Origin of the sequence: Gottfriedia luciferensis, from assembly GCF_002156865.1 — a bacterium.
In the GTDB taxonomy this organism is placed as follows: domain Bacteria; phylum Bacillota; class Bacilli; order Bacillales; family Bacillaceae_G; genus Gottfriedia; species Gottfriedia luciferensis.
The window spans coordinates 1-13,764 of sequence record NZ_NCTA01000037.1 but is presented as its reverse complement, the minus strand read 5'-3'; the positions used below and the strand labels follow the sequence as shown (position 1 = coordinate 13,764).

Genomic DNA, 13,764 nt, shown 5'->3' with positions numbered 1-13,764 from the left:
AAAAGGGAAATTTTAATGGATAAGTTCAATTACAGAAAAATTTTACTGCTTGGTTTTGGTTTTTTTGCAATTACTGTTACTTGGTCGGTTTATAACGCATTTATGCCAAAGCTTTTAAGTGAATACATCCGATCATCTGCATTAATTGGGTTTATTATGACATTTGATAATTATTTTGCATTATTTTTACAACCTGCTGTAGGAATGTATAGTGATCGGTTAAATACAAGATTTGGTCGAAGGATGCCATTTTTAATGGTGGGCATGCCACTAGCAGCTTTATTTACATTTTTAATTCCCTTCCATCAAGCCTTACTTATGTTAATCGTTTTTATTATTTTCATGAATTTAAGTATGAGTATTTTTCGTTCACCCGTAATTGCTTTAATGCCCGATTTAACGAGAGTTGAGCAAAGGAGTAAGGCAAATAGTGTAATTAATTTCATGGGTGGAATTGGTGCTTTAATTGCCTATTTTATTGGTTCAAAATTGTGGGACTTTAATAAAGGTTACCCTTTTTATTTAGCTGGGACTTTAATGTTGCTTAGTTTTGTCATTCTTTTTTATTTTATAAGAGAAAAAAGAGACGTATTAAATTATGAACAAGCTGAAGAAAGTGTTCAATTAAGAGAAGGCTTTCGATCAGCTATTCAAAATAAAAGTGCTTTATTTCTCTTATTAGCCATTTTAAGTTGGTTTACAGGGTTTAATGGAATTGAAACTTTTTTTACTCGTTATGGGGAAGTATACTTAGGGGTAAAAATTAGTGATGCTTCATTTTCATTTGCGTTCATCTCATTGGCATTTTTACTATTTGCCATCCCAGCAGGATTTATTGGCACAAAAATTGGTAAGAAACGAAGTATCTTAATTGGAATTTTTGGGATTATAATCGGATTTATTGTTTTATTTTTCTTAAAAGATTTATTGATCATTCGAATCATTTTTTTGATTATGGGATGTTTTTGGGCATTAGTCAATATCAATTCGTATCCATTTTTAGCAGAAATGGCTCCAACTGGTTTTATTGGAACGTATACTGGTTTATATTATTTATTTGCATCAATTGCGAATATTATCTCGCCTCCATTACTCGGAGCAATGATGGATTTAATCGGATATAAAATTATGTTCTTATATGGTTGTTTCTTTATTATTATTTCATTTTTTATGATGCTTCAAGTAAAAGATCATCATATTAATTTTAAGAGAAATTCAAATGCATCTATTTAATGAATGCATTGAATTTCTTTTTTTTGTATTTTTTTTGTACTAAAAAATATAAATAGGAAGTTCTTTCTTACGTAAATCGTCAAGTTTTCTATATTTAGTAGCCTTACATCACATAATTAGTTCTGAATAAAGAAATACTAATTTTGTAAAACTGAAATCTCTTTGCAATGACGAGACTTAAAAGAAATTATTTTGGTTAGGAGAATTAAATCATGACAACTAATATCAATAAATTGATTGATCATACAGTTTTAAAGGCCGATACAACAAAAGCACAAATCGAAAAATTATGTCATGAAGCAAAAGAGCATAATTTTGCTTCTGTATGTGTAAATCCAACTTGGGTAAGTCTTTGTGCAAATTTGTTAAAAGGTAGTGAAGTTTTAGTTTGTACTGTAATCGGCTTTCCTTTAGGAGCTAATACAAAAGAAGTTAAAGCATTTGAAACTAAAAATGCCATCGAAAATGGTGCGCAAGAAGTGGATATGGTTATTAATATAGGAGCTCTAAAAGATAAAGACCATGATGCAGTTGAACAAGATATTGCAGCTGTAGTAAATGCAGCAAAAGGCAAGGCTTTAGTTAAAGTAATTATTGAAACAAGTTTATTAACAAATGAGGAAAAAGAAATTGCATCTAAGCTTTCTGTAAAAGCAGGAGCAGATTTCGTTAAAACTTCTACTGGATTCTCAACTGGCGGCGCTACTATTGAAGACGTAGCATTAATGAGAAAAGCAGTTGGACCTGATATTGGAGTAAAAGCATCTGGCGGCGTTCGAGACATCGCAAGTGTAAATGAAATGGTTAAGGCTGGGGCAACTCGAATTGGTACTAGCAACGGTATTACAATTGTGCAAGGAAATGTAGCAACAGAAGGGTATTAACGATCCTTTTCCAATAGAGGTGTGTTAAGTTTCAAACTTGACATTTACCTGTTGACCTATCAATACTTTATGTATTATAATCGTAAAAGACATGTAGAAAAGTGTTCTTTTTTGCAGTGTTTTATGAGTTGTAAGTGGTAGCTTGGAGGGAGGGAAAAGTAAGATGTCTAAAACAGTCGTTCGTAAAAACGAATCTTTAGAAGATGCTCTTCGTCGTTTTAAACGTTCAGTTTCTAAAACTGGTACGCTACAAGAAGCAAGAAAACGCGAATTTTATGAAAAGCCAAGTGTAAAACGTAAGAAAAAATCAGAGGCAGCAAGAAAACGTAAATTCTAAGAGAGGGTGTTACTATGAGTCTTCTCGAACGTTTGAATTCAGATATGAAACAAGCGATGAAGGAAAAAAATAAAGACAAGTTATCAGTTATCCGAATGGTGAAAGCATCATTGCAAAATGAAGTAATCAACTTAGGGAATAATGTAACATTGTCAGCTGATCAAGAGTTAACAATTTTAACTCGTGAAGTGAAACAACGTAAAGACTCCCTCCTGGAATTCGAAAAAGCTGGTCGTTCAGACCTTGTGGATAAATTAAAGCAAGAATTACTTATTTTAGAAGAATACTTGCCACAACAATTATCTGAAGAAGAACTTCTTGAAATCGTACGTGCTACAATTTCAGAAGTTGGCGCTACATCAAAGGCTGACATGGGGAAAGTAATGAGTGCAGTTATGCCTAAAGTAAAAGGACAAGCTGATGGCTCTTCTGTGAATAAAGCTGTAGCAAGTCTGTTAAAATAAACGTCTATTTTAGACGTTTATTTTTTTTGTTTGTTGGAGTAATTGTAAATGCGATGGCAACCTGATAATTTGAATGAGGAATCTGAAATAAAAAGGTAAATCGCGAATAAGAATGAGTAATCGCAAATAGAGAGTCAAAATCGCAAAAAGGAGGAATCGTAAATAAAAATGTGTAATCGCAAATAGAGAGTCAATATCGCAAATAAATTGAGGAATCGCAAATAAAAATGAGGAATCGCAAATAAAAAGTCAAAATCGCAATTAAAAATGGCACTTCGCAAATAAAATTAAGGAATCGCAAATAAAAAACGAGGAATAGCAATTAAAAATGGAAAATAGCAAATAAAAATCAGGAAATCGCAAATAAAATACAAAAAAGAAGGTTAAAAGTTGAAATCCTGCATGTTTTTAATCAGTTTAACGTAAAAATGGTTAAGTTTTCATCGTTGTATAACCAAAAACAATAAAAAATGACTCGAATTGATCAATTTTTGATGATTTTTTCAACATTTATAGATGAATCTATTATTAGCGAGTTAGCAGGCCAACTAAGTTTGTGAAATCAGTAATTAACTGAGTTAGCTGTGCAAATAATTGAGTTAAAACTGCAAATAACAAACCACTGTAAATAAAATACCCAAAAGTGCAATTAAAATTACCAAATCTACAATTAAATTCTTTAAAACTGCAATTAAAATTACAAAAACTACAATTAAATTCTTTAAAACTGCAATTAAAAAATTCAAAACTGCAAATAAAAACTCCGAATCTGCAAATAAACCCTAAAATCTAATAAAAATCCACTTAAAAGTTTCCAAAAACCATTCAAAAAATAAGCTTTTACAATAAAAACAATAATCAACTCTAATTCCCCACATAAACAAATCCAGTCAAAACAATTTTCCACCCCTCAACAGTCCCTAATACCAATATTCACCATAAATTTTGTTTCCCTTATTCTTTTTGTATCATAGGTTCTTAAAAAACATCATAAATATGATATGAAAGGGGGAGGAGTCTATCTTGAAAAGATTAGCGCACAATTTAAAAACATGGATGTCAAGTAAGATGGACTTACCACCAGATGTATTATTAGAATTGCCTCGAATTACGATGTTAGGACAATTACATATTTATATTGAAAATCATAGAGGTTTACTTGTTTATTCAGACAATGAATTGCGTTTATTAATGAAACAAGGGCAGTTGTTAATTAAGGGGAAGGACTTTGTTTTAAAGACAATGTTACCTGAGGAGATATTGTTAGAAGGAGAAATCGAGCACGTTTATTTTATTAATGAATGACAACTAGAACCTACACCATGATCAGTATAATGAACATGGGGGATTAATATGAAAAACCAATGGACATCAAAACTTACTGGGATGGTTCAAGTAAAGGTTATTGGACTTGGGCCTGAACGTTTTTTAAATGAGTGTATGCGAAAGGGAATTCCACTAAAAGATGTGAAGAAAAGTGGAACGAATTCGATTATTTTTTCGATTGAGTTAAAAGATTATAAACGGATAAAAAATATTCCGCGGAAAAAGGAATATAAGGTTTATTTTATTGGTAGAAGAGGTCTACCTTTTGAGGTCAGACGAGCATGGAAGTATTTTGGTTTTGTACTAGGGATTGTTGGTTTTTTAGTTGTGTTATTTTTACTTTCTAATATGGTTTGGAGAGTTGATATTAAAGGTGCATCGCCGGAGATTGAATATAAACTTCGGAAAGATTTAAGTGCGATTGGTGTAAAACCTGGTGCATCTCAATTTTCTCTACCTAAAATGGAAAAAATCCAGAAAAAGCTTCAGGATGAGAATCCATCGCTTACATGGGTTGGTGTCCAATTAAAGGGGACTACCTTTCATTTTGAGGTAGTTGAGAAGCATCTTCCTAAGAAAGAGGAAGCATTACGTCCTCGACATATCGTTGCAAGTGAAGAAGCGGTTATAACTAGTATGTTCGTTGAAAAAGGTAAGCCGCTTGTAACGAAGAATGATTTTGTGAAAAAAGGTCAAATTTTAGTATCTGGAATTATCGGGACCGAAGAACATCCTATTTTAGTACCTGCTGTTGGGAAAATAATGGGTGAAGTTTGGCGAGAGGAAATAATTAGTGTTCCTTTAGATACCCCGTTTACTGTGTTAACAGGTGAAAGAAAAACAAGATATTATATTGGGACAAAGGATTCTAAAATAAAATTTTGGGGTTTTGATAAGAATAAGTATAAATCTTTTGAAGATGAAAGTAGTTCATATCAATTTAAATTTCTGAAATGGAAATTGCCGATCTACTTCACTAAAAAAACAATTCTTGAAAGTGAAAATTATGTTAGAACATATTCTAAAGAGCAAGCTTCTGAACTTGGAAAACAAATTGGTATAAAAGATTTAATGAAAAAGTTAAGTCCAGATGCCAAAATTTTACAAGAAAAAGTTTTGCACGAGTCAATAGACAATGGTAAAGTTAATTTAAGAATGTATTATAAAGTTTTAGAAGATATTACTAAAACGAAAACTATTGTTCAAGGGGACTGAGTAATGCCAGAACAACTACTAACGATTAATCAACAAATAGAGGATCCAAACGAAGCAATTGCCTTATTTGGTACAAATGATAAGCATTTACAAGTAATTGAAAATTTACTTGATGTTAAAATTGTGTCACGCGGACAATCTGTACAAGTTTCGGGTGCAAATGATGATGTGAAAACAGTTGAACAAATCATTCAAGCTCTTTTAGAGGTAATCCGAAATGGAGTAAGTATAACTTCAAGAGACGTAACTTATTCAGTTCAAATGGCGAAAGAAGGAAGAATAACATCGTTTGCTAGATTATACGAAGAAGAAATCATTAGAAATTCAAAAGGAAAACCAATTCGAGTTAAGACTTTTGGACAAAGACATTATCTTCGTGCTATTCAATCAAATGATCTAGTATTTGGAATTGGACCTGCTGGTACAGGGAAAACATATCTTGCAGTTGTCATGGCTGTTCAAGCTTTAAAAAATAATAAAGTTAGTAAAATTATTTTAACAAGGCCTGCTGTTGAAGCTGGTGAGAGCTTAGGTTTTTTACCAGGTGATTTGAAAGAGAAAGTTGATCCTTATTTAAGACCACTATATGACGCTCTACATGATGTTTTAGGGCAAGAGCATACTGTTCGCTTAATCGAGAGAGGGACAATCGAAATTGCTCCTTTAGCGTACATGAGGGGTCGTACATTAGAAGATGCGTTTGTTATATTGGATGAAGCCCAAAATACAACGATGGCACAAATGAAGATGTTTTTAACCCGTTTAGGATTTGGTTCTAAAATGGTTATAACGGGTGACCCTTCTCAAATTGATTTACCAAAAGGAGTAAAATCTGGTTTAATATCAGCGCAAAATACACTTAAGGGTGTTGAGGGTATCGGTATGACGATATTAGAACAAACTGATGTTGTTCGTCACCCACTTGTACAAAAGATTATTCAAGCTTATGATTTAGTAAAAGAATGATTCGTTGTGACCCTACAATATGCTAGGGTCATTTCGTATTTTTATGATGAGGTGCATTTCTAGAAAGGGGAAACAATGAATAGTTTGCAAGCATTAATTCAACGTTTTAAAAATCAAACACTTGTCATAACACTATGTATTATTGCATTAGGCTTAACAAGTTTTCTTCTTTTAATTAGTCATGTTAGACCAATAAAATACGATATTCAGCTTTTATCAATCGCTCATGACACAATTTATTCACCAATTACAATTGAAGATAAAGTAGCCACAAACAAGAAACGTCAAGAAGCTGCAGCGAGAGTAGAGGATGTATATAAATACGAGGAGAATTACACTCAAAATCGCATTGATATTGTAAATACAATTTTTGATATTGTTTTGGAAGTGAAAAATCAAAATGCTAAAAATGAAAATTTAAAAGGACAAGCGTTAATTGATAAGGAAGTTGGTGACGTTAAGAAGAGACTTCCAGACGAAATGCGAAAAAACTTTGATGATAGTGTTTTTAGTGCTTTGTTAAAATCTTCTCCAGAACAGCTTAATATTGCTAAGGCATCATTAAATACAACGATAAATAACGTGATGTCTGAGGAGATCACGACTAATCAAATTGAAGATGCTAGAGGGAAGTTAAGAACCGAATTATCATATGTGAGTGTCAATCCAGCCTTAAAGGATGCGATGATTTCAATTGGTGAATTTGCGATTGTACCAAACTACTTTTTTGATGCTGAAGAGACAAAAGAGAGAAAACGTCTTGAAAGTGAAAATGTAGATAGTGTTTATATTTTACAAGGACAAGTTATCGTAAAAGCTGGCGAAACAATTACGAAGGAAAAATATGATCAACTAAAACTAGTTGGCTTAATAAAAAGTAATCAATCGATTCAACCATATATCGGTTTAGTTTTATTAATTAGTGTATTAAGTTATTTTGTATTGAAGCAAACAGAAACCTTGAAAGAAAAAGGGAATATCTATATTGTTGCATACTATAGTATCGTCATTTTTACTTTGTTAATTTTAAAAATCGTAAGCTTGTTTCAAAAAATTGAATTTTCGGGGCTTGTTTATGTTGCACCTGTAGCAATAGGAACTTTGTTAATTAAGTTTTTATTAGGTAATCGTTATTTGATGGTTACTTCAATTATTTTCTCTATTTGTGGCAGTCTTATGTTCAATGAGGATGTCAATGGTGCGATCAACTACTCAACTGGAATTTACATTTTATTTAGCTCCATTGCAGTTTTATTTTTGAATGAGGAAAAAAATAAACGTTCAATGATTCTTCACGCTGGTGTTTTAATATCTTTCGTAAATATTGCAACTTTATTTTCTTTAATTCTAATTCGTAATGGACAATATTCATCAGTTGAAATTGGAATCTATCTTTTAATGGGGTTAACTTCAGGCGTATTATCGAGTGTTATTACAATGGGGATTTTACCTTTTGTAGAGGATTCGTTTGGAATGGTGTCTTCGTTTAAATTAGTTGAGCTAGGAAGCCCTAATCATCCGTTATTACGTAAAATTTTATTAGAAGCTCCAGGTACATATCATCATAGTATAATGGTAGCGAATTTGGCTGAGGGTGCTTGTGAAGCAATTGGAGCAAATGGTTTGTTAGCTAGAGTTGGTGCATATTATCATGACATTGGTAAAACAAATAACCCAGGATTTTTTATTGAAAATCAAATGGGTGGTATAAATCCTCATGATCGAATTAAACCAATTCAAAGTAAAAATATTATCTTAAGGCATGTAAGTGATGGAGTAAAAATACTAAAAAAATACAATTTGCCAAAAGATATTATTGATATTGCAGCTGAGCATCATGGAACTACATTGTTAAAGTATTTTTATTATAAAGAAAAAGAAACGAATCCAGATGTAAAAGAAATTGATTTTCGCTATCCAGGTCCTAAAGCGCATTCGAAAGAATCTGCTATTGTTGGAATTGCCGATAGTGTTGAAGCTGCAGTTCGTTCTTTAAAAGAACCGGATATGGAAAAAATCGAAGTATTAGTGTCTTCGATTATGAATGATCGACTAAATGATGGACAATTTGCAATGTGTGAGTTAAATCTAAAAGAATTACACATTGTTGAAAAATCATTATGTGAGACTTTAAAAGGTACTTTTCATTCAAGAATACAGTATCCAGATGAAAGATAAGGTGAAATAAATGGTTCAATTAGAAATTGATTTTATTGATGAAACAAATGAGGTTACTGAAGATCAGCAATCTGATATAAAGGGATTAATTGAGTGTGCACTAGAATACGAAGGTGTAACTGGTGAAGTTGAAATTTCGATTTCATTTGTCGATGACGAGAGAATTCATGAAATCAATAGAGATTATCGTGATAAAGATCGTGCTACTGATGTCATTTCGTTTGCGATGGAAGAGTTGGGTGAAGGTGAGATGGAAATCACCGGAGTTGACTTACCACGTACTTTAGGAGATATTGTTATTTCAATACCTACTACAATCAGACAAGCTGAAGAGTATGGTCACTCCTTCCGACGCGAATTAGGTTTTTTAGCGGTACACGGGTGCCTGCATTTATTAGGTTATGATCATATGAATGAAGCAGATGAGAAGGTAATGTTTACTAAACAAAAGGAAATATTAGAAAAATATGGCCTTGAGAGACTCTAAAAAAAGCGCATCTTTAATTAAGTCTTTTGGTTTTGCATTTAGTGGGATTTTTAGAGTAATTAAAGAAGAGCGGAATATTAAAATTCATTTGGTTGCAGCTGTTTGCTCAACTGCACTTGGTTTTTATGTTCATATAAGTCGGATAGAATGGTTGATCCTATTACTTACAATTACAATTGTTATATCACTTGAGCTTGTTAACTCTTCGATTGAAGCAGTAGTAGACTTAGCATCCCCAGATCAACATCCTTTAGCAAAAAAAGCAAAGGATGTAGCTGCTGGTGCAGTATTAGTCGCGGCGATTGTATCTGTCATTATAGGTGTTTTGCTATTTTTACCTTATTTTACTATACTACGGTAATAAGACCACAATTCGTAATCGGGCGATATAGGAGGCTACATAATGGATAAACAAAAACTTATTAATGAAGCAATACAAGCTAGACAAAATGCTTATGTACCATATTCAAAATTTCAAGTTGGAGCTGCTTTGCTTACAAAAGATGGCCAAGTGATTCGCGGCTGTAACATAGAAAATGCATCTTATGGTCTAACAAATTGTGCAGAAAGAACTGCTGTGTTTAAAGCATATTCGGATGGGATTACCGAATTTTCAGCTATAGCAGTTGTTGCAGATACAAAAGGTCCAGTTCCACCATGTGGAGCATGTCGACAAGTTTTATTTGAACTTTGCGGTCCAAATACAGTAGTGTATTTATCGAATTTAAATGGAGATATCCATGAAACAACAGTAAAAGAATTATTGCCAGGAGCATTTACATCGGAGGATTTGAATGAATAAAGAAAGTTATAAATCAGGTTTTGTTTCAATTATAGGAAGACCAAATGTCGGGAAAAGTACATTCCTTAATCGAGTAATTGGTCAAAAAATCGCTATAATGAGTGACAAGCCTCAAACAACTCGTAATAAAATTCAAGGTGTATTCACAGAAGATGATGCACAAATTGTCTTCATTGATACGCCAGGTATCCATAAACCAAAACATAAACTTGGTGATTTTATGGTAAAGGTAGCACAAGACTCAATAAAAGATGTTGATGCTACATTATTTATGGTAAACGCCAATGAAGGATTTGGTCGTGGAGATGAATTTATTATTGAGAAACTGCAAGGAAGTCGCAGTCCAGTTATTTTAGTAATAAATAAAATTGATACTATTCATCCTGATGAGTTATTTGATTTAATTAACAAATACAAAGATTTATACCCATTCGCTGAAATAGTACCGATTTCAGCTCTGCAAGGAAATAATGTAGACCGTTTATTAAAAGTTATTAAGACTTATTTACCTGAGGGTCCGCAATATTATCCAGCAAATCAAGTAACAGATCATCCAGAGCGTTTTATTATTTCTGAATTAGTTAGGGAAAAAGTATTGCATTTAACTAGAGAAGAAGTTCCTCATTCAATTGCAGTTATAATTGAGCAAATTGAAAGAAGACCAGAAGGAAATGCAATCTATGTTAATGCAACAATCGTTGTTGAAAGATCTTCACAAAAAGGAATCATTATTGGTAAGCAAGGCAGCATGTTAAAAGAGGTTGGCAAACGTGCTCGTTTAGATATAGAAAACTTGTTAGATACTAAAGTATTCCTTGAATTATGGGTAAAGGTTCAAAAAGACTGGCGTAATCGCATGTCCCAATTAAGAGACTTAGGTTTCCGCGAGGACGAGTATTAAGAATGTAAGGGAATAGCAAAGATTGTTTTGCTATTCGTTTTACTTTTTAAATCAAGGTTAATTGAATAAACATTCCCTTCACATTTTTTAGTAATTTGCAAGCATTTTATTTCTTTTTTTATAAATTTAATACACATGAAAACCGGGAGAGAAGGTCACATTATTAGTAAGCAGGGAAAGTAATTGGCTATAGGTAATGAGCAATGAGTTGTAGCTATTCTTGAAAGGTGGTTTCTCAATGTTGAATTTTACCTGGGATGTCTTTTCTAAAACTGGAAATGTTGAGACATATTTATTGTTTAAGCAGCTTGAACAGGAACATGTGGAACAGAAAAGTTACATTGATGAAGAAATAGCTGATATCGATTCCCTACATACTTAACCTTCATCCAAAATGGATGGTGAGTTGTTTTGTTACAGCGTGTAGAAGGAATTGTATTACGAGCAAACGCTTATGGAGAATCGAATGTTATTATTACTCTCTTAACAAGAGAATTAGGTAAGATAGGAGTTGTGGCAAGAGGAGCAAAGAAGACAAATAGTCGACTTGCTTCTGTTACACAACTCTTTACATATGGGTCGTTTTTAATACAAAAAGGTTCTGGTTTAGGCACGTTAAGTCAAGGAGAATTAATCGATTCATTTCGTGATTTAAGAGGTGACCTAATTGCAACTGCATACGCATCGATCATTGTAGAGCTTACAGATAAAGCGATTGATGAGAAGAAAAATAATCCTTATTTATTTGAGTTAGTACTTCAACTACTTCAACATATGAATGAGGGAGCAGATGCAGAAGCTTTAACTTATTTATATATGACGAAAATGATTCCTGTGCTAGGTTATCATCCTTTTTTTGATCAATGTGTAAGTTGTGGATGTAGTGCAAATGATAATGTTTTTGTTGCCTTTTCAGTGAAAGATGGCGGTTTTTTATGTCAGAGATGTAAGCACAAAGATCCATATGCGTTTTCTGTAACTGAAAAATCGGTAAAACTAATGAGATTATTTTATCATTTTGATATAAATCGACTTGGAAAAATAGAAGTAAGTGAAGCAACGAAGAAAAATTTACAACAAATCCTATTTTCTTACTATGATGAGTATAGTGGCATTTATTTAAAGTCTCGAAAGTTTTTAGAACAATTAAAAGTAATGGACAATTTTCTGAAATCAGATAAAAATTCCGAAACCTAAGGAAGGAAATAGGCTAACTATTTCCTTCTTTCTTTTGTATATACTAAAAATAGTATATAATATTTAGTTAGAGAGTATAACATAATGGATAGTTAGGGGTGAGGGAAATCGAACTGACAAAAAGACAAACTCAAATTCTTGAAATAGTTAAATCAAATGGACCAATTACAGGTGAACATATAGCAGATAAGCTAGCTCTTACTAGAGCTACGCTTCGCCCAGATTTAGCTATTCTTACAATGACAGGATTTTTAGAGGCAAGACCTCGAGTAGGTTATTATTACACAGGAAGAACAAGCGGTGCGCAAGTTATTGATAGAATAAAAAAACTAACTGTTAAAGAATTTCAGGCTATTCCTGTTGTAGTAGATCGAAGCTCTTCAGTTTATGATGCAATTGTGACAATGTTTCTTGAGGATGTAGGAACATTATTTGTTGTAGATCAAAATTCAGTGTTAACTGGTGTGCTTTCAAGAAAAGATTTACTTCGAGCAAGTATAGGAAATAAAGATTTGCATACATTACCTGTTGATATAATTATGACTAGAATGCCAAACATTACAATTTGCTATAAAGATGATACAATTTATAATGTTGCTAAGAGTTTAATTGAAAAACAAATTGATGCTGTCCCTGTTGTTCGTGAAAGTGAGCATGGACTTGAGGTAATTGGTCGATTTACAAAAACAAATTTTACTCGTGCGATTGTAGACTTAATGAACAATGATATGTTTTAGTATAGTTAAGAGGTGAAAACATATGGGCAATTCAATCGTTTATGTTGTATCGGATTCTGTAGGTGAAACAGCTGAGCATGTCGTTAAGGCAGCGATCAGTCAATTTCATCAAAAGTTTGAAATTAGACGTGTTCCTTACGTTGAAGATAATGCAACACTAATTGAAATCGTTCAAGTAGCAAAAGAAAATAATGGTATTATTGTATTTACTTTAGTAAAACCAGATATGAGAAAGAAACTTTTAGAGGAATCTCAAAAAGTTGGAGTAATCGTTTATGATTTAATCGGTCCTTTAATTGATACGATTGCAAAAATTAATCAATTGGAACCAAGAAATGAACCAGGAGTTGTTCGTAAGCTTGATGAAGATTATTTCCAACGAATTGAAGCAATTGAATTTGCAGTGAAATATGATGATGGAAGAGATCCAAGAGGTATTGAGAAAGCTGATATTGTTTTAATCGGTGTTTCACGAACTTCAAAAACTCCATTATCTCAATATCTAGCACATAAAGGATTTAAAGTAGCTAACGTGCCTTTAGTTCCTGAAGTAGATCCGCCTGAACAATTATACAAAGTTCCAAAAGAAAAATGTATTGGGTTAATGATCTCTCCAGAAAAATTAAACAATATTCGAAAAGAACGACTAATTTCGTTAGGTCTTCATGACGGAGCTAGCTATGCTAATATATCTAGGATTGAAGAAGAATTAAAACATTTCGATAACGTTGTTAAAAAAATTGGCTGCCGAGTAGTTGATGTTTCAAGTAAAGCAGTTGAAGAATCTGCAAACGTTATTTTGAACTATTATTATCAAAGTAAAAACATGATGTAAAGGATTGTATTCAGACTGCTTAAATGTCTTATAGATCAGTCTGAATATTATTTTTTGCTTTGTCTACACACTTAACACATTAGATGATTCTAATGTGTTTTCATCTTTTTTTAGAAAGGCTTCTTTAATGTTATTTATTGTTTTTTACAAAAGATATCTTTCGAAAAAGATTGTATAGAATTTAAAATATAGACTATTTAAA

The 13,764-nt window shown here is 32.4% G+C and carries 16 protein-coding genes; all 16 read left to right on the top strand.

Going from position 1 to position 13,764, the window contains the following annotated elements; translation table 11 throughout:
• Positions 1–15 precede the first annotated feature (15 nt).
• The 16 genes from B7R67_RS17920 (at position 16) to B7R67_RS17845 (ending at position 13,562) form a co-directional block, all read left to right on the top strand.
• Positions 16–1,233: an MFS transporter gene (locus B7R67_RS17920; protein WP_088072358.1), complete on the top strand. Its 1,218-nt coding sequence runs from the start codon at positions 16–18 to the stop codon at positions 1,231–1,233.
• Between the two features lie 212 nt (positions 1,234–1,445).
• Positions 1,446–2,117, top strand: a complete 672-nt coding sequence (gene deoC / locus B7R67_RS17915) for a deoxyribose-phosphate aldolase (RefSeq protein ID WP_088072357.1) — start codon at positions 1,446–1,448, stop codon at positions 2,115–2,117.
• Between the two features lie 163 nt (positions 2,118–2,280).
• A complete protein-coding gene (rpsU, locus tag B7R67_RS17910; RefSeq protein WP_003152957.1) occupies positions 2,281–2,454 on the top strand; it encodes a 30S ribosomal protein S21 in 174 nt (57 codons plus the stop codon).
• A 14-nt stretch (positions 2,455–2,468) separates the two neighbouring features.
• Positions 2,469–2,918, top strand: a complete 450-nt coding sequence (locus tag B7R67_RS17905; protein ID WP_088072356.1) for a GatB/YqeY domain-containing protein — start codon at positions 2,469–2,471, stop codon at positions 2,916–2,918.
• 1,056 nt (positions 2,919–3,974) lie between these two features.
• Positions 3,975–4,223: a sporulation protein YqfC gene (gene yqfC / locus B7R67_RS17900; RefSeq protein ID WP_088011443.1), complete on the top strand. Its 249-nt coding sequence runs from the start codon at positions 3,975–3,977 to the stop codon at positions 4,221–4,223.
• A 48-nt stretch (positions 4,224–4,271) separates the two neighbouring features.
• Positions 4,272–5,459, top strand: coding sequence for a sporulation protein YqfD (gene yqfD, locus B7R67_RS17895; RefSeq protein WP_088072355.1), 1,188 nt, complete (start codon positions 4,272–4,274; stop codon positions 5,457–5,459).
• A 3-nt stretch (positions 5,460–5,462) separates the two neighbouring features.
• Entirely contained in the window at positions 5,463–6,425 is a 963-nt protein-coding gene (locus B7R67_RS17890) for a PhoH family protein (protein ID WP_088072354.1), read from the top strand.
• Positions 6,426–6,500: 75 nt separating this feature from the next.
• Positions 6,501–8,603, top strand: coding sequence for an HD family phosphohydrolase (locus B7R67_RS17885; protein WP_088072353.1), 2,103 nt, complete (start codon positions 6,501–6,503; stop codon positions 8,601–8,603).
• A gap of 10 nt (positions 8,604–8,613) precedes the next feature.
• On the top strand, positions 8,614–9,090 hold the full coding sequence (ybeY, locus tag B7R67_RS17880) for an rRNA maturation RNase YbeY (protein WP_088072352.1): 477 nt from the start codon (positions 8,614–8,616) through the stop codon (positions 9,088–9,090).
• Complete coding sequence (locus tag B7R67_RS17875) at positions 9,071–9,451, top strand: diacylglycerol kinase family protein (RefSeq protein WP_088072351.1); 381 nt, start codon at positions 9,071–9,073, stop codon at positions 9,449–9,451. The genes ybeY and B7R67_RS17875 overlap by 20 nt, the downstream gene beginning before the upstream one ends.
• 42 nt (positions 9,452–9,493) lie before the next feature.
• Complete coding sequence (locus B7R67_RS17870) at positions 9,494–9,892, top strand: cytidine deaminase (RefSeq protein ID WP_088072350.1); 399 nt, start codon at positions 9,494–9,496, stop codon at positions 9,890–9,892.
• Entirely contained in the window at positions 9,885–10,793 is a 909-nt protein-coding gene (gene era, locus B7R67_RS17865; RefSeq protein ID WP_088072349.1) for a GTPase Era, read from the top strand. Before B7R67_RS17870 ends, era begins: the two co-directional genes overlap by 8 nt.
• A 238-nt stretch (positions 10,794–11,031) precedes the next feature.
• A complete protein-coding gene (locus B7R67_RS17860) occupies positions 11,032–11,175 on the top strand; it encodes a YqzL family protein (RefSeq protein ID WP_088072348.1) in 144 nt (47 codons plus the stop codon).
• A gap of 29 nt (positions 11,176–11,204) precedes the next feature.
• Positions 11,205–11,990: a DNA repair protein RecO gene (recO, locus tag B7R67_RS17855; protein ID WP_088072347.1), complete on the top strand. Its 786-nt coding sequence runs from the start codon at positions 11,205–11,207 to the stop codon at positions 11,988–11,990.
• Between the two features lie 98 nt (positions 11,991–12,088).
• Entirely contained in the window at positions 12,089–12,727 is a 639-nt protein-coding gene (locus B7R67_RS17850) for a helix-turn-helix transcriptional regulator (protein ID WP_056474942.1), read from the top strand.
• Between the two features lie 22 nt (positions 12,728–12,749).
• The gene (locus tag B7R67_RS17845; protein WP_088072346.1) at positions 12,750–13,562 is read left to right on the top strand and encodes a pyruvate, water dikinase regulatory protein; all 813 of its coding nucleotides are present in this window, start codon (positions 12,750–12,752) and stop codon (positions 13,560–13,562) included.
• Positions 13,563–13,764 lie beyond the last annotated feature (202 nt).

Coding starts and splice junctions, on each gene's coding strand:
- B7R67_RS17920 (WP_088072358.1), top strand. CDS start 16: ATGGATAAGTTCAATTACAGAAAAATTTTACTGCTTGGTTTTGGTTTT.
- deoC (WP_088072357.1), top strand. CDS start 1,446: ATGACAACTAATATCAATAAATTGATTGATCATACAGTTTTAAAGGCC.
- rpsU (WP_003152957.1), top strand. CDS start 2,281: ATGTCTAAAACAGTCGTTCGTAAAAACGAATCTTTAGAAGATGCTCTT.
- B7R67_RS17905 (WP_088072356.1), top strand. CDS start 2,469: ATGAGTCTTCTCGAACGTTTGAATTCAGATATGAAACAAGCGATGAAG.
- yqfC (WP_088011443.1), top strand. CDS start 3,975: ATGTCAAGTAAGATGGACTTACCACCAGATGTATTATTAGAATTGCCT.
- yqfD (WP_088072355.1), top strand. CDS start 4,272: ATGAAAAACCAATGGACATCAAAACTTACTGGGATGGTTCAAGTAAAG.
- B7R67_RS17890 (WP_088072354.1), top strand. CDS start 5,463: ATGCCAGAACAACTACTAACGATTAATCAACAAATAGAGGATCCAAAC.
- B7R67_RS17885 (WP_088072353.1), top strand. CDS start 6,501: ATGAATAGTTTGCAAGCATTAATTCAACGTTTTAAAAATCAAACACTT.
- ybeY (WP_088072352.1), top strand. CDS start 8,614: ATGGTTCAATTAGAAATTGATTTTATTGATGAAACAAATGAGGTTACT.
- B7R67_RS17875 (WP_088072351.1), top strand. CDS start 9,071: ATGGCCTTGAGAGACTCTAAAAAAAGCGCATCTTTAATTAAGTCTTTT.
- B7R67_RS17870 (WP_088072350.1), top strand. CDS start 9,494: ATGGATAAACAAAAACTTATTAATGAAGCAATACAAGCTAGACAAAAT.
- era (WP_088072349.1), top strand. CDS start 9,885: ATGAATAAAGAAAGTTATAAATCAGGTTTTGTTTCAATTATAGGAAGA.
- B7R67_RS17860 (WP_088072348.1), top strand. CDS start 11,032: ATGTTGAATTTTACCTGGGATGTCTTTTCTAAAACTGGAAATGTTGAG.
- B7R67_RS17845 (WP_088072346.1), top strand. CDS start 12,750: ATGGGCAATTCAATCGTTTATGTTGTATCGGATTCTGTAGGTGAAACA.